At 71.2% G+C, this 14,665-nt stretch carries 10 protein-coding genes; 3 read left to right on the forward strand and 7 right to left on the reverse strand.

What is annotated here, in order from left to right; genetic code table 11:
* Positions 1–185: 185 nt before the first annotated feature.
* Positions 186–3,200: a non-ribosomal peptide synthetase gene (locus tag IH09_RS00655; RefSeq protein ID WP_052853217.1), complete on the forward strand. Its 3,015-nt coding sequence runs from the start codon at positions 186–188 to the stop codon at positions 3,198–3,200.
* Positions 3,201–3,233: 33 nt separating this feature from the next.
* On the opposite strand, the gene IH09_RS00660 is transcribed toward IH09_RS00655, so the two are convergent.
* The 4 genes from IH09_RS00660 to IH09_RS00675 all read right to left on the reverse strand — a co-directional run bounded on the left by IH09_RS00660 (position 3,234) and on the right by IH09_RS00675 (position 9,836).
* The gene (locus IH09_RS00660; RefSeq protein ID WP_052853218.1) at positions 3,234–3,446 is read right to left on the reverse strand and encodes an MbtH family protein; all 213 of its coding nucleotides are present in this window, start codon (positions 3,444–3,446) and stop codon (positions 3,234–3,236) included.
* A 108-nt stretch (positions 3,447–3,554) separates the two neighbouring features.
* Positions 3,555–5,840 carry a murein biosynthesis integral membrane protein MurJ gene (gene murJ / locus IH09_RS00665; protein WP_052853219.1) on the reverse strand — a complete coding sequence of 762 codons (2,286 nt, stop codon included), beginning with the start codon at positions 5,838–5,840 and terminating at the stop codon, positions 3,555–3,557.
* 204 nt (positions 5,841–6,044) lie between these two features.
* A complete protein-coding gene (locus tag IH09_RS00670) occupies positions 6,045–7,103 on the reverse strand; it encodes a glycosyl hydrolase family 18 protein (RefSeq protein ID WP_190233178.1) in 1,059 nt (352 codons plus the stop codon).
* A gap of 582 nt (positions 7,104–7,685) precedes the next feature.
* Positions 7,686–9,836 (reverse strand): endo-beta-N-acetylglucosaminidase, encoded by a 2,151-nt coding sequence (locus IH09_RS00675; RefSeq protein ID WP_190233171.1) that lies wholly within the window; start codon positions 9,834–9,836, stop codon positions 7,686–7,688.
* A gap of 789 nt (positions 9,837–10,625) precedes the next feature.
* On the opposite strand from IH09_RS00675, the gene IH09_RS00680 reads away from it, so the two are divergent.
* Positions 10,626–11,057 carry an ASCH domain-containing protein gene (locus IH09_RS00680; RefSeq protein ID WP_052853222.1) on the forward strand — a complete coding sequence of 144 codons (432 nt, stop codon included), beginning with the start codon at positions 10,626–10,628 and terminating at the stop codon, positions 11,055–11,057.
* A 191-nt stretch (positions 11,058–11,248) separates the two neighbouring features.
* Here IH09_RS00680 and IH09_RS00685 read toward each other — a convergent pair whose 3' ends face one another.
* From IH09_RS00685 to IH09_RS00695, 3 genes are all read right to left on the reverse strand, one after another.
* Positions 11,249–11,971, reverse strand: coding sequence for an HAD family hydrolase (locus IH09_RS00685; protein WP_052853412.1), 723 nt, complete (start codon positions 11,969–11,971; stop codon positions 11,249–11,251).
* Positions 11,972–11,996: 25 nt separating this feature from the next.
* Entirely contained in the window at positions 11,997–12,476 is a 480-nt protein-coding gene (locus tag IH09_RS00690; RefSeq protein ID WP_052853223.1) for an Lrp/AsnC family transcriptional regulator, read from the reverse strand.
* A 370-nt stretch (positions 12,477–12,846) separates the two neighbouring features.
* Positions 12,847–13,266 (reverse strand): CBS domain-containing protein, encoded by a 420-nt coding sequence (locus tag IH09_RS00695; protein ID WP_052853224.1) that lies wholly within the window; start codon positions 13,264–13,266, stop codon positions 12,847–12,849.
* A 378-nt stretch (positions 13,267–13,644) separates the two neighbouring features.
* On the opposite strand from IH09_RS00695, the gene IH09_RS00700 reads away from it, so the two are divergent.
* Positions 13,645–14,643 (forward strand): dihydroxyacetone kinase subunit DhaK, encoded by a 999-nt coding sequence (locus tag IH09_RS00700; RefSeq protein WP_052853225.1) that lies wholly within the window; start codon positions 13,645–13,647, stop codon positions 14,641–14,643.
* The last annotated feature ends 22 nt before the right edge of the window (positions 14,644–14,665 follow it).

Raw genomic sequence — 14,665 nt, forward strand, 5'->3', positions numbered from 1 at the left:
ACCCAGAGTCAGCAAAGGGCGAGAAAGTGTGTCAAGAAGCAGAGAAGAGCGATCAAGTTATTGCAAATGTCGGTCATGATCGGGCAGATTGAGGGCGCCCGATCGGCTTGGAGTCACTCCTCAGCCGCCGCACCCGGGAAAGCGCCCCCAACGGGCCTCCCCACAACGGTGACAGGACGTGTTCGATGTCCGATGCCCCGGCGAATCCGCATGCCTCGGTCGAGGGGCCGCCCCAGACGCGTCCCGCCTCCGCCGCGCAGAGCGGAATCTGGTTCAACGAACTGCTCGACGACTGCGGGGCCGTGCACCACGTCTCGTTCACCGTGCAGTTCGACGGCGGCCTCGACACCGAGGCGCTGCGCCACGCCTGTGCCGCCGTACTGAGCAGGCACCCCGAGCTCACCAGCGCGGTCGAGGACCGGGACGGTGTGCCCTATCTGCGCCCGGCCCCGGTCCGGCCCGCGCTGGTGGTCGAGCCGGCGAGCGAGGAGGCCACGCGGCAGCACATCCGGACGCCGTTCGACCTCGCCCGTGGCCCGCTCTGCCGCATCGTGCTCCAGGTCGCCGGTCCGTGCACCCACCGGCTGCTCGTCGTCGTCCACCATCTGGTCTTCGACGGGCACTCGTTGGAGCTGTTCGTGGCCGACCTCGCGGCGTACTACACGGCGGCGGCCGCGGGCGGCGATCCCGCACCGTCGGCGCTCCCGCCGGACGGAGCGGCCGCCGACGAGGAGCGGCGCATCACCGCCAAACTGCCCGCCGCGCGCCGCTACTGGGCGGCGCACCCGCTCGGCGACGACGACGTGGTGCTCCCCGGTCTGGACCGGCCCGCCCGAGGGGTGCAGGACGGCGCGTCGGTGGAGCTCCGGCTGCCCGGGGAGTTGCGGGAGCACCTCGGACCGGCGGCGGCCCGGATCGGCGTGACCCGCTTCGAACTGCTCGTCGCGTCCCTGCACGCCCTCCTGTTCCGGTACGGCAACAGGGTGCCGGTCACGGCCCTCGACCTCGGCACCCGGACGCCGGATCAGCAGGAGCACATCGGCGTCCACGTCAACGAACTGCCCTTCTCCTCCCCGCCGGAGAGCGGGATGCCCTTCGCGGACTTCGCCCGCGCCGTCCGGACCGGGCTGCGGGAGCTGTACCGGGTGCGTGAGGTGCCGCTCGGACGCGCCGGCGCCGGGGTGCGACCGGGCGTCGCCCTCGCACCGGTCTCCCTCTCGTACCACCGCCCGTCCGCCGCCCCGGAGTTCCCCGGGGTCGCCGCCTCGGTGGAGCGGGGACTCTCCCACGACACCGCCCGCAACGCGTTGCGGGTCGAACTGATCGACGGCTCCGACGAGTTCCGCGTGCTGATGCAGTACCCGCCGCGGTCGATCGCGCGCCCGGCCGCCGAGAGCATCGCCCGGCACTGGCTGACCCTGCTCGGCCATGCCGTGGACGACCCGGCGACCGAGCTGGCCGCGCTGCCGCTGCTCGCCCCGGACGAGCGCGACCGGCTGCTCACCGGCTGGAACGACACGGCCGTGGCGTACCCGGAACGGACCGTCCCCGAGCTGATCGCGGAACAGGCGGCCCGCCGGCCCGACGCCATCGCCGTCAGCCATGCGGACCGCCACCTCACCTACGCCGAACTCGATGCCGCCGCGACCCGGCTCGCGGCCCGGCTGCGCGGCGACGGCATCGGTCCGGGCTCGCTCGTCGCGGTGCGGGCGAACCGCTCGGAGCGGCTCGTGGTGGGCCTGCTCGGCGTCCTCAAGGCCGGGGCGGCCTACATCCCGCTCGACACGGACTACCCGGCCGAACGGCTCGACTTCATCACCGCCGACGCCCGGGTCGCCCGCGAACTGGGCGACGCCGACCTCGCGGACGACGGGCCGGCCGAAGCCGACGGGCCGGCCGAAGCCGACGCACCGGCACCCGACGACCTGGCCTATGTCATCTACACCTCCGGCTCCACCGGCCGCCCCAAGGGCGTGCAGATCGCGCACCGCTCGCTGACCAACCTGCTGCTGGCCATCCGGGACCTGCTCGACGCCGGCCCCCACCACCGCTGGCTGGCGCTGACCTCGGTCTCGTTCGACATCTCCGGCCTGGAACTCCTCCTCCCGCTGATCACCGGCGCCACCGTGGTCGTGGCGAGCGAGCAGCAGACACGGGACGGCGCGGCGCTGACCGAACTGGCCGCCCGGCACGGGGTCACCCACATCCAGGCGACCCCCACCGGCTGGGCGATGCTCCTGGACGCCGGATTCGACGACCCGGCGGTCACGGCCCTCACCGGCGGTGAGGCGCTCCCGCTGACGCTCGCCCGGCGGCTGCGCCCGAAGGTCGGCAGGCTCGTCAACGTCTACGGACCGACGGAGGCGACGATCTGGGCGACCTCGGACGAGATCGGCCCCGACCCGGACCGGGTGACGATCGGCCGGCCGCTCGCCAACACCCGGGCCGTCGTGCTCGACGCCCGCCTGACGCCGGTCCCGGTCGGTGTCCCCGGCGATCTCCACCTCGCCGGGACCGGCCTCGCCCGTGGCTACCTCGGCAGACCGGAGCTGGACAGCGAGTGCTTCCTGCCCGATCCGTTCGGCCCGCCGGGCAGCCGGCTGTACCGGACCGGCGACCGGGTGCGCCGGCTCGACGACGGACGGCTGGAGTTCCTCGGCAGGGCCGACGACCAGATCAAACTCCGGGGCTACCGGATCGAGTTCGGCGAGATCGAATCGCGGCTGCTCGCGGTGGACGGTGTGGACCGGGCCGCCGCCGCGGTGCGGGACGGCCGGCTGATCGGCTATCACACCGGCGGCGCGGGCGCGGACGAACTCCGGCGCGCCCTGGCGGCCTCGCTGCCCGGCTACATGGTGCCCGAGGTCTTCATCGGCCTCGACGCCCTGCCGGCCACCCCGAACGGCAAGCTCGACAGGTCCGCGCTGCCGTCCCCGCCCGAGCCGGTCACCGTGCCGTCGGCGGGCTCCGGCAGCACCCTCGACACGGTGCGGGAGATCTGGCGCGAGGTGTTCCGGCTCCCCGGGCTGGGCGACACCGAGAACCTCTTCGACCTCGGCGGCCACTCGATCACGATGACCCAGATCTCGGCCCGGATACTCGACCGGCTCGGCGTCGACGTCCCGCTGTACGCGTACTTCGACGAACCGACGGTCCGCGGTATCGCCGCCGTGGTCGCCGACCTCGGGCCGGCGGACTGACGGCGCTACCGCGGCACTCGCGCGGCGCGTCCGTCAGTGCGCGTCCATGGCCGCGGCCAGGCTCTTGGGACGCATGTCCGTCCAGTGCTCGTTGACGTAGTCGAGGCATGCCTGGCGGTCGGCGGCGGCGAGGGCGACCGTCCAGCCGGCGGGCACCTCGGCGAAGTCCGGCCACAGCGAATGCTGCCCCTCGTCGTTGACGACGACGAGGTGCTGCGCGTCGGGGTTCTCGAAAGGATTGCTCATCGCTCTGCTCCGGTGGTGAGAGGGAGTTGTCGGGTGCGGTGATGATCAATTCGCGTTGGCCGCCCGGTCATGATACGGGCGGCCCCGGCGAAGTGACAGGGCGAAAGCTCACCGGCCGAGGCGTCCGCGGACCATCGCGACCATGGCGTTCAGCTCCGCCACCCGCAGCAGCCGCGCGAGGACGAGGAAGATGCCCAGCAGGACGCAGCCGCCGCCGGCCAGTGCCGCGAGCGAGCCCAGGACGCCGCTGCCGAGGGCCTGGGTGATGGCATTGGCCACACCCCCGCCGGCGAGTGTCGCGGGGGCCGCGGCGGCGATCAGGCGGAGGTAGGTACGCAGGACCCGCGAGCCGTCCAGATCGCCGCCCAGCCGCTTGCGCAGCCGGCGCCAGGCGACGCCGAGACCGACCGCGAAGGACAGCCCATAGGAAGCGGCCATCCCGGCGACGGCCCAGCGCGCGGGCAGGACGAAGTAGCTCAGGGCGGAGGCGGCGGCGTTCACCACGGCGACGATCACGGTGTTGTAGAAGGGTGTGCGGGTGTCCTCGTACGCGTAGAAGCCGCGCAGCACGACGTACTGCACCGAGTAGGGAATCAGGCCCAGGCCGAAGGCCATGAGGACATGGCCGATGCCCCGGGCGCCCTCGGCGCCGGAGCCCGCGTAGAGCAGGGTGGCGATCGGCACGCCCAGCGCCAGGAAGGCGAAGGCGCAGGGCACGATGGCGACGGCAGAGGTCCGCAGTCCGTAGGAGATGTCGGTGCGGACCGCCGCCGCGTCGTCGTCCTGGGCGGCGCGGGCGATCCGGGGCAGGACGGCGGTCATCACCGACACGGTGATGATGGCCTGCGGCATCTGCCACAGCAGCAGGGCGAAGTTGTACGCGGTGATGCCCGAGCCCGGGTGCCCGGACCGTTCGGCGGCGGAGCCCGCCGTGGTGGCGAGCCGGGTGACGACCGTCAGGCCGATCTGGTTGGCGAACACATAGAGAATCGTCCACTTGGCCAGACCCATGGCCTTGCCGAGGCCATGGCCCCTGAAGTCACGGCGCGGGCGGATCCGGAAGCCGGCGTTGCGCAGGTACGGCAGCATGGCCAGCGCCTGCACCGCGAGTCCGAGCAGGGTGCCCAGGCCGAGGAGCCGGACTCCTTCCGGGGTGACGGTCGCCGGGTCGACACCGGATTCGGTGAAGCCGCCGAAGGCCCAGATGAACCCGGAGAAGGTCGCGATGGTCACGACGTTGTTGAGAACCGGGGTCCACATCATCGCGCCGAAGCGGCTGCGGGCGTTGAGGATCTGACCGAGCACCACATGCACGCCCATGAAGAACATGGTGGGCAGGCAGTACTGCGTGAAGGTCACGGTGACGGCCATGCGCTGCGGATCGTCGGAGATGTCCGGCGACATGAGCCGGACCAGCAGCGGAGCCCCCAGCACGCAGATCACCGTGACGGCCGCGAGCACCCCCACGACCAGGGTGAGCAGTCGGTTGGCGTACGCCTCGCCGCCGTCGTCGTCCTTCTTCATGGCCCGTACGAGCTGCGGGACGAACACCGCGTTCAGCGCGCCGCCGCCGACCAGGGTGTAGATCATCGTGGGCAGGACGTTGGCGACCTGGTAGGAGTCGTTGAGAGCGCCGACGCCGATCGCCGTGGCCATCACGAGGGTGCGCAGAAAGCCGGTGATACGGGACACCATCGTGCCCGCCGCCATCAGGGCGCTGGACTTCACCAGGTTGGTGGAGCCGCCGGCCGGCTTCGGTTCGGGAGCCGGTTCGGCGGGCGGCGCCGGAGCCGGTTCGGGCGACTCGGACGGGAACGTTTCTCCGGGACCGGCGACCTGATCCTCGACCGCCGCCGCGGTGGTCCGCGGCGGCGCGGCCATCACGTCCTGGAACGGCTCGCCCTGCACAGCGGGGCCCGGACCCTGCCCGTGCGGCACCGCGCCGTCGTAGCCATGGGCCTGCGCGGGGACATGGCCGTACCCGTATCCGTACGCGTGGCCGTAGTTGTAGCCGTGGCCATAGCCGTAGCCGTAATGCGGTGTGGCCCCGTCGTCCTGGATGACGAGTTCCGGTGCGGGGTACTGCGGTGCGGCGTACTCCGGTGCGGGCGGAGGCGCCTGGCCGTGGTAGCCGGAGTGGTCGTGGTAGCTGTAGTAGGGGCCTTCATGACCGGTGTAGCCATCGTGACCGGTGTAGTCGTCGTAGCCGAGGTAGCCGTGATGACCGGTGTATTCGCCGTGGCCGGGGTAACCGAGGTGGCTGCCGTCACCGTGGTGGGCGTCGGCGCCGTGCTGGCCGGCGCTCCCGGGCGGTGGCTGCGGCGGGACATGCCATCCGGCGGCGAAGTCGCCCTCCGGAACCCGGCCCTCGTTCTCGCCGTACGGCGCGTTCATGCTTGCCCCACTTTGTCAGTATCCGGACCGTCGATGGCCGGCCGTCACTCGACGGACACTCTCTCACCCGCCGTCCGGCGGCCTGACATTGCGAGACGGTGAACGCCGTCACGGTGAGCGCACAACGGACCGCGGGCGGGGCGGGGAGGCGCCGACGGAGCCGGGCCGGATCCGTCGCACCCCTCGCCCTGCCCGCACCCGACGTCAGCGGCCCTGAAGCGCCTTGACGTTGTCCCCGAAGGTCCAGCCCTTCGACCCGTCCCAGTTGAGGGACCAGGTCATCAGTCCCTTCAGCTGGCCGCCGTAGGTGTTCCAGGCTTGCGACACCTGGCCCGGCGCCAGGTAGCCGCCCCCGGCGCCCGGTTGCGCCGGCAGTCCGGGCACCTGCTTGTCGTAGGGCACCTTGATCGTGGTGCCCTGGACGACCAGGCCCTTGTTGAGGCAGTCCGTCTGCGCGGTGAACCCCTCGACCGTGCCGGCCGAGTACGAGTCGCCGGAGCAGCCGTACATGCTGCCGTTGTAGTACTGCATGTTCAGCCACCAGAGCCGGCCGTTGTCCGCGTACTTCTTCACGATGGGCAGGTACGCGCCCCAGATCGATCCGTAGGTCACGCTGCCGCCGGTGACATACGCCGTCTCGGGCGCCATCGTCAGGCCGAAGTTCGGGGGCATCTGGGCGAGTACACCGTCGATGATGCGGATGAGGTTGGCCTGCGAGGCAGACAGCGTGTTGATGTCGCCGCTGCCGGTAAGGCCGGTCTCGATGTCGATGTCGATGCCGTCGAAGTTGTACGCCTTGAGGATCGGCACCACCGTCGCGACGAACCGGTCGGCGACGGTGCTGGAGCTGAGGTCGATACCGGCCGTGGCGCCTCCGATGGACATCAGGGTGGTGAGCCCGGCCGCCTTGGCCTGGCACATCTCGGCCGGCGTCGCGACCTTCACCGTCGAGTCCATCCCGTCCTCCCACAGGGCGGTGCCGTCCGAGAGGATGACCGGGAACGCCGCGTTGATCACGTTGTAGCCGTGACCGCCGATACGGGTGTCGGTGACCGGGATCCAGCCGAGCGGCGGATGGACGCCGTTCGACGCGCCGTCCCAGTTCTCCCAGTACCCCTGGAGCACCTTGCCCGCGGGCTTCGACTTGACCGCGCAGGTGTCGCTCCGCGGTGCGCTCGTCGGCGGCGGTGCCGCCGCGACCAGCAACTGCGTGACGAAAGCCGTCGCCAGGCCGATTCCCAGCAGACGTGATATCCGACCGATCACGTGGTGCTCCCTTCCGGCCATGACGGGCCGTCACCGCAGCGGTGAGGGTGTCCTGTCCATGGCGGTCCGACTCCGGGTGAGTGGGCAGCAGCCACCGTCTCGTCGTGCGGCCGTCCGGGATTCAGGGCCGGTCCCGGGGTTCGGGACCGCGGGCGCCGCCGGTCACTGCCCGGCCGCCGACGGCGACTGGCGTCCTGACGCGGCGGCCGTGAGCGTGACCGGTGGGGGAGGGGGAGTGTGGGGGTGGGGCACGCTTGCCGGCTGAACTGAGGGGGGCCTGGAGACGTATGTGGCGTGACGCGCCACACGGTAGATTGGTCCAGACCTTCCGTCAATGGGGTGGGAGCGACCCGGGTGCCGGTGCGGGCCGGCGTCCGTCGGTGCGCCGGCCGCGCGGTGGTGCCGTGCGCCGCTCCGTGGGCCCACGGCTGACCGGGCCCACGGCCGAGCGGGCCCGCGCCAAGAGGCGCGGGCCCGTGAGGAGTTACCCGTACGGCGTCCGGGACGGTGGTGAGACGTCGCGGCGGCCGGTCCTCCCTCCGAACGGACCGGAAGGAGGTGCCGCGCGGGGCGGTGCGGTCAGGCCCAGTCGACCCGGGCGGTCGCCGGAGCGGAGCGCGTACCGTCCGGGGCCACCGCCACCAACGACAGCGTGCTGCCGGCCTCACTGCCCTGCCGGGTCAGGGACTTGACGTAGTACACCCCGTCACAGACCCGGCCCAACGGCTCCGGGGTGCCGTCCGCCCGCTGCCGCCAGATGTCGTAGTACCAGACGCCCTGCGCGGCGAAGTCCCAGGACAGGAAGACCTCGGCGCCGTTGCCCGCGGCGTTCGGATGGACCTGGTCGACCGTGAAGCGGGCCGGCCGGGCGGGGGCGGCGGGGGTGCCGGCCGGAAGGAGGGCCAGTTCACCGAGGTTGAGCCGGTAGGAGGCGGCGGCGTCGGCCGAGACACGGACCGCGATCGCGGCGATGGTGCGCCCCGCGTAGGCGGCCAGCGGGAGCCCGGCGGTGGTCCAGCCGGACGCCGCGGTCTTGCCTGCCGGCAGCCAGACGAAGTCGGCCGGTGCGTCCTGGAAAACCAGCCCCAGTTCCAGACCGCTCTGCTGTCCGGGCCGGTCGGTACGGAAGACCAGCCGGGCGCTCTCGCCGCCGCCGACGCGCAGCTGGGTCTTGAAGAGCCGGACCGTGGTGGGGTTGGCCGGGCCGAGCGTGCCGGATATCAGCAGGGAGCAGCCGCCGTCGTACGCGGTGGTGTGGTCGTAGTCGACACTCAGCGGCGCTCCGCTGCCACCGCTGGCCGTCCACCACTGCCAGGTGGGCAGCAGGTCCTGGCTGCCGGCGTTGTTCCACTCCCGGTCCGAGCGCTGCACACCGTCCAGGAAGAAGGCGCGGCCGTGGCCGGTGTTGAAGCGGGTGACGAAGGGGAACGCGCCGATCACCGAACGCTCGGCGATGTAGTGCGCGACACCGTCCCACTTGCGGTGGTTGTCCGGGTCGTTGGGCCTCCCGTTGTCCGTCCACGGCACGTACTCGGTACGTCCGGTGCGGGTGGGGTCCTCGTTCGGCCCCGACCAGTAGCGCCGTTCCCGTACGAAGGTGTTCTGCTGCTTGTCCGGGTTTTCGCGGTCGGGGTTGTTGGCCCACGCCATATGGGTGCCGAACAGGGCCCAACTGGTCTGCGCGTCACCGCCTTCGGGGAAGACGAGCCGGGGGTCGTAGGGCGGATTGAAGCCGTACTTCTCGTTCTCGGTGCCGAGGTACACCACGTCATGGGCCGCCATGCCCAGCCGCTTGGCGGTGGCCACCGAGGAGGCCACCCGGCTCGCGTTCCAGGCGTAGTTGACGAAGACGCTGTGGTTGACCGGCCGGCCGTCGTGCTGCACCCAGGCGGCGTTCACGTCATTGAACTGGTTCTGGTACTGAAGCTGCCCGCCGGTGGTGATGGTGTCGTACCACTGGAGGTGGAAGCGGGCGGGCGCCTTGGCCCGCAGATACTTCAGGAACGCCATCAGCTGCGTGGCGTCCGCCTGCGAGACGGACGCTTCCTGGTTGATGAAGTAGCCGTCGAAACCGAAGTAGTCGGCCATCTCGATGAGCTTGTCGGCGACGATGAAGGAGCCGTCCGGGCGCTGCTCCAGATACGCGGAGAAGGCGCCGTTCCGCGGCCAGAACCACCCGGCCAGCGACTTCACGCCGTTGCGGTGCGCGGCGTCGGTGTACGCGGGGTTGGGCAGGTTGATCAGCCCGTGCTCCGGGTCGCTGGTCGACGAGCCCCATACCGGCATGCCGTGCCAGGAGCTGTACAGATCGCTGTACTGCCAGAAGCGCATCAGCCGGCGGGCGAACTGGTCGTTGTAGCGGTAGGCGGTGAAGAACGCGTTGTCGTAGTCGTACGACATGTTCATCACCTGCGCCTTCGAGGCCAGGGCGGGCTTCGCCTGGGTGGCGGTGAACGGCGCGATGCGGGTGGCCAGCGGCACCCGGGAGCGGAAGTACTTGGCGTACGGATCGCCGTCGGGGGTCCACGACTTGAGGCCGGCGGCGTTGTATCCGTGGAGGTACGGCTGATGCGGTGCGCGGGTGCGCCCCTCCTCCGCGGCGAACGCGACCCCGGCCATCGGTCCTGCCAGCGTGGCCGTACCGGCCAGCCCGACGGCCACACCCGCCGCGCCGAGCATCCTGATGAACGCGCGTCTGTCCACTCTGGCCGCTGCCGGTCGTTCTGCCATCACGTGTCTCCTCCACGAAACAGTGCATGACAACACTGTCATGCGGGGCGAGATGTTCATATCCGAGGACTTGATGGCCCGTCAATGTATCTGCCGAGAATGCCGGAAGCGACACATGCGGCCGCGCTATGGGTTGTTCCCCCGGCGAAGAATTCCTTTTATGGCGCCCGGGTGCCGATAGCAGCTAAACCACTTTAGTGCAACAAGATCGCGGGGGTGGGGCGCTCCCTCGGCTTCCCCGGCGAACGCCTCTTGACAGTGAAACCGACGGGGTGGAACAGTTACGGAGGACGTCAATTCGGACATGTATCCCGCGTCTCCCGCACTCGCGTCCGCGGGGACGAAGAGGCGAATCCTTCCGCCTGCCGCCGGCCGTCACTTGGGAGTTCCTTCGTGCTGCGAATGACGAGATCACCCGGAAGCTCGGCATTCACGTCATTGTCGGGGAGCTTACTTCGGTGACCTGCCGTGAATAATCTCCGGCTCGCCATTCCGGCGATACTCATGGAGTTCGGCGAGGCCCGCTAACCCAATGCCGACTTCGGTAATCAGCGGAGACCCTGGACCGCTGCGGGTGACGGATCCGCGCGACGCGCTCCGGCGGCCGGAAGCGATGTGGTGAATTCCCTTTATCCCGGGGCCTGTTGCCGAGTGGCGAAAAGAACTCCCGCTCTCTCACCGCTGGATGCGCAACGTGCAGACGGCGGAGTCCGGTTACGGGGTGGATACGGCGGCCCGACCGAGGCGCCGCCCCTTGATCAACGCGACCGGGCTTCGTACGTTCATCCGATGGGACATGACGATCTTCCGACCCTTGAACTCGCCTTTCCCGGTCCGGAACGTGACCGTGGTGTGGCGGCGATCCTGAGCGGTCGGAAGACCGCGCTCACCGGCCTCCTGGAGATCTTCGAGCACGCCGGAGAGGCGGTGCCGACGGCCGGTCAGCGATTCGCGGTGCTCGATTCCGAAGGCCGCCCGGCCGTCACCATCGAGCTCGTCGACGTACGCGTCGTTCCCATGAAGGCGATCGACGGCGACTTCGCACGGGACGAGGGGCGCGGCTACTCCGACGTGGCGCAGTGGCGAGCAGCCCACGAAGAGTTCTTCCGGAGCGACGGCGTGAGCGAGTTCCTGGGCCACACCCCCGTCGTTGATGACGACACTCTCGTCGTCGCCGAACGCTTCCGGGTGGTGGAGTCCGACGGCCTGGGCAATCGGTGACCCGCGCCCGGCTCGATGAAAGTCCGGGGAGGATCAGCCGCACAGGTCTCGCGGAAGCGGGGAGGGGCGGTGGTCGCAGCCATTCGTTGACGGCTGCGACCACCGCGATCACCTCGTGGCGGACGGCGAGGTCGCCACGGCCCCCACGCCGCGCGAGCATGTGTCCCGGGGGGACATCGGCGAGTCCCGCCTCACCCTCCGAGCCAGTCGTACGCAGCCCGCGCCGTGAATTCCGCCTGGCCGCCCCGGAAGAGCAGTCCGGCGCTCGCGAACGCCGGATCGTCGGCCGTCCGCGCCACATACGGGATCGCGATGCACCGCATCCCGGCCCGGTGTGCCGCCTGCGCGCCGGGCGGCGCGTCCTCCAGCACCACACAGTCGCCCGGTCCGACGCCCAGCTGCCGCGCGGCCTCCAGGAACACATCCGGCTCGGGCTTTCCGCGCGCCACCTCCTCGGCGGAGACCACCGTGGTCAGCAGCGCGTCCAGCCCCGTACCGGCGAGCACCGCCTCGATCGCGGCCCGCGACGAACCGGACGCCACCGCCATCGGATGCCCGGCCGTGTGCAGTCGCTCCACGAACGCGCGCATCTCGGGGAAGACCTCGGTATGCGCCCGCGCCAGCTCCAGGTAGTGCCGGTTCTTCCCGGCCAGCAGCTCCTCGACGGGCGCGTCGATCCCGAACTCGCGGCTGAGGATCTCCAGAGTCTCGCGCGTCCCGATGCCGATGAAGCGGGTGTGGTGCTCCCAGCTGAAGTCCGCGATGCCGTAGCCGGCCAGCAGCCGGCGCCCCGCCTCGTAGTAGTTCGGCTCGCTGTCCACCAGCGTCCCGTCGAGATCGAAGATCACCGGGGTGGGCGGTGCGGAAGAAGCGGACGGTGCGGAGGAGCCTTGGGCGGCGGGGGAGGTGCTCATGCCCTCCAGCATGCCAAGAAGTCCCTCAACGCGGCTTCGCGGTGCCGCCCACGGCTTCGACCAGTGGCAGCATCCGGTGCGGCACCCGCTCGCGCAGCGCCACCTCCGTACGGGTACGGACCACACCCGGCAGGCTGATCAGCCGCTGGATCACGTCCTCCAGATGCGCCGCGTCCCGCGCCACCACCCGCGTCAGCAGATCCCCGCCACCGGTCGTGGAGAACGCCTCGATGATCTGCGGTACCTCCGCCAGCGCGTCGGCGACCTCCTCCAGATGCCCCTGCGTGACCTCGATGTGCACGAACGCCAGCACCGGATGGCCGAGGGCGGCGGGGGACAGCCGCGGCCCGTACGCCGTGATCACCTCGTCCCGCTCCAGCCGGTCCAGCCGTGCCTGCACCGTGCCGCGGGCGACGCCGAGGAGGCGCGCGTACTCCCGCACACTGGTGCGCGGCTGTTCCAGCAGCAGCCGGAGGATCTTCGCGTCGAGGGCGTCCACGGCCATGGCCCGGTGGCCTCCTCACGGTCGGCGGGCAGTGCACCGAATGTACTTGGCCGAGGACAGCCGGCTGCCCACCGGTGTCCCGACCGCCGTTGCCCACCTCTCCGCACACGCCCGCACCCACGCGGCACCCGGCCGCCCCGGCGCTCCCGGGTGGGCGCGGCCAACGGCCGGTGGCAGGCCCCGCACGCCTCGTTGCCCGACGGCCGGGCCGACGGGCAACGTCGCCGTGGTGGCCACCGCCGCCCGGCCACCGCGCCGACCCTCGCGTGGACCGGGCCGGGGCGGACACCCGTCGCGGCCGCGCGGTGTGCGCGGCGCCGGGTGCCCGCCGTGGTGCGTCCGGTACACCGTCCGGCGCGGCGGCGTGCGGTCAGGGTGCGGCGCAGATGGCCTCGACGAAGTGCCCCAACTGCTTCTCCGACAGATGCCGGGAGAGGTCGGCTTCGCTGATCATGCCGACCAGCCGGTGCTCGTCGATGACCGGCAGCCGCCGGATCCGGTGCTGCTCCATGGTGTGCAGGACCTGCTCCGTGCCGGCATCGGCGGTGACGGTGACGGGCTTGCCCTGTGCCAGCTCGCCGGCGGTCATGACCTTGGGGTTCTTACCTTCGGCGAGGCATTTCAGGACGATGTCGCGGTCGGTGATGATCCCATGGAGCCGGTCGTCCGAACCGCAGATGGGGAGGGCGCCGACATCGAGTTCCTGCATTCGGCGTGCCGCGTCCTCCAGGGTTTCGCTCTCCTGCACGCAGGTGGCGCTGTCGTGCATGATGTCGCGTGCGGTGGTCATCGCGGTCTCCTCACGTGTGGGGGCTGGGTGGGGCAGGAGGCGCACACGCGCACACCCCCGCTGCGCCCGCTACAGGAAAAGTCTCCGGCTCACGGGCTTCGGGCGGGAAGGGGCCGAATGGTCCCGACCTCCGCGGCGGCCGACCTCCGGCCCGTGGGCGGGCGGGCCGGTGCGTACGTTCCGATCGCGTCACCCGGCCGGTGGTGCGGCGAAGTGACCGGGGCGCGCCGCGGCCCCACGGGTCCACCGGCGGCGGTGCGTACGCCCGACGGGACGTGGGCGAGTTGCCGCGCCCCGCGTGTCGGCTCACGATAGGCGGACACGCGGGACATCGGGGACCTCGCCCGCCGGGTACTCCGGAGAGGTCTGTGAGCGCTCATGGCCTTGTACTTCGCGAATTCCTCCGAGGGCATGGTGCCCGATGCGCTGGCCGGTTTCGCGCGGGCCCACGCCGATCTGGTGGTGTGGGAGCGGGAGCACGGTTTCGTGCGGGCCCGGCACACTTCCCCGGCCCGGCGGGTCGGCCTGGTGTCCGGGGGCGGTTCGGGGCACGAGCCGCTGCACATCGGTTACGTCGGCGCCGGCATGCTGGACGCGGCGTGCCCGGGACGGATCTTCGCCTCGCCGCACAACCGGCAGATTTTCGAGGCGTCGCGCGCGGTCGGGCGGGAGGGCGGCGTGCTCCACCTGGTGAAGAACTACACCGGTGACCGCATCAACTTCGGTATCGCGGCGGAACGCCTGGGGCGGCAGGGGATCCCCTGTGCCCGGGTGCTGATCGACGACGATGTGGCCTCGGAGTCCGACGGCGTCGCGGCCGGGCGCCGCGGTACGGGGGCGACCGTACTGGTGGAGAAGGTACTCGGCGCCGCGGCGGACACCGGCATGGGACTGCGGGACCTGGTCGCGCTGGGCGAGGACCTGGTGGAACGCTGCTGCAGCCTCGCCGTGGCGTCGGCCCCGCACACCGCCCCCACGACCGGCCGGCCCGCCTTCGCGCTGTCGAACGGTGCCCTTGAGTACGGCGTGGGCATCCACGGGGAGCGCGCGGAGCACACGGCGGCCCACCGGCCGCTGCGCGACCTGGTGGGAGAGATGACCGGTACGCTCGCCCGCGCGCTGCGGCTCGGCCGGGGCTCATCGGTGATCGCCCTGGCCAACGGCCTCGGCGGGGTCACCCAATTGGAGCTGTACGCGGTGCTGGGCGAGGCGGCACGCCTGCTCGACGACCGCGGCGTGGCGCTGGAGCGGGCTCTGGTCGGCGACTTCGTCACGGCGTTGGACATGCACGGCTTCTCGCTCTCCCTCCTGGAGGTGGATGGCGAGACGCTCAAGTGGTACGACGCGCCGGCCCAGGCCCCGGCCTGGCGCCGATAGGAGACATCGGACGACGGGAGGC

Source organism: Streptomyces celluloflavus (assembly GCA_000720995.1).
Taxonomy (GTDB): domain Bacteria; phylum Actinomycetota; class Actinomycetes; order Streptomycetales; family Streptomycetaceae; genus Streptomyces; species Streptomyces celluloflavus.

Excerpts from the sequence above, each read along its gene's own strand:
- IH09_RS00655 (WP_052853217.1), top strand. The coding sequence starts at position 186 with ATGTCCGATGCCCCGGCGAATCCGCATGCCTCGGTCGAGGGGCCGCCC.
- IH09_RS00685 (WP_052853412.1), bottom strand. The coding sequence starts at position 11,971 with ATGAGCACCTCCCCCGCCGCCCAAGGCTCCTCCGCACCGTCCGCTTCT.
- IH09_RS00695 (WP_052853224.1), bottom strand. The coding sequence starts at position 13,266 with ATGACCACCGCACGCGACATCATGCACGACAGCGCCACCTGCGTGCAG.
- IH09_RS00700 (WP_052853225.1), top strand. The coding sequence starts at position 13,645 with ATGGCCTTGTACTTCGCGAATTCCTCCGAGGGCATGGTGCCCGATGCG.
- IH09_RS00680 (WP_052853222.1), top strand. The coding sequence starts at position 10,626 with ATGGGACATGACGATCTTCCGACCCTTGAACTCGCCTTTCCCGGTCCG.
- IH09_RS00690 (WP_052853223.1), bottom strand. The coding sequence starts at position 12,476 with ATGGCCGTGGACGCCCTCGACGCGAAGATCCTCCGGCTGCTGCTGGAA.
- IH09_RS00660 (WP_052853218.1), bottom strand. The coding sequence starts at position 3,446 with ATGAGCAATCCTTTCGAGAACCCCGACGCGCAGCACCTCGTCGTCGTC.
- IH09_RS00675 (WP_190233171.1), bottom strand. The coding sequence starts at position 9,836 with ATGGCAGAACGACCGGCAGCGGCCAGAGTGGACAGACGCGCGTTCATC.
- murJ (WP_052853219.1), bottom strand. The coding sequence starts at position 5,840 with ATGAACGCGCCGTACGGCGAGAACGAGGGCCGGGTTCCGGAGGGCGAC.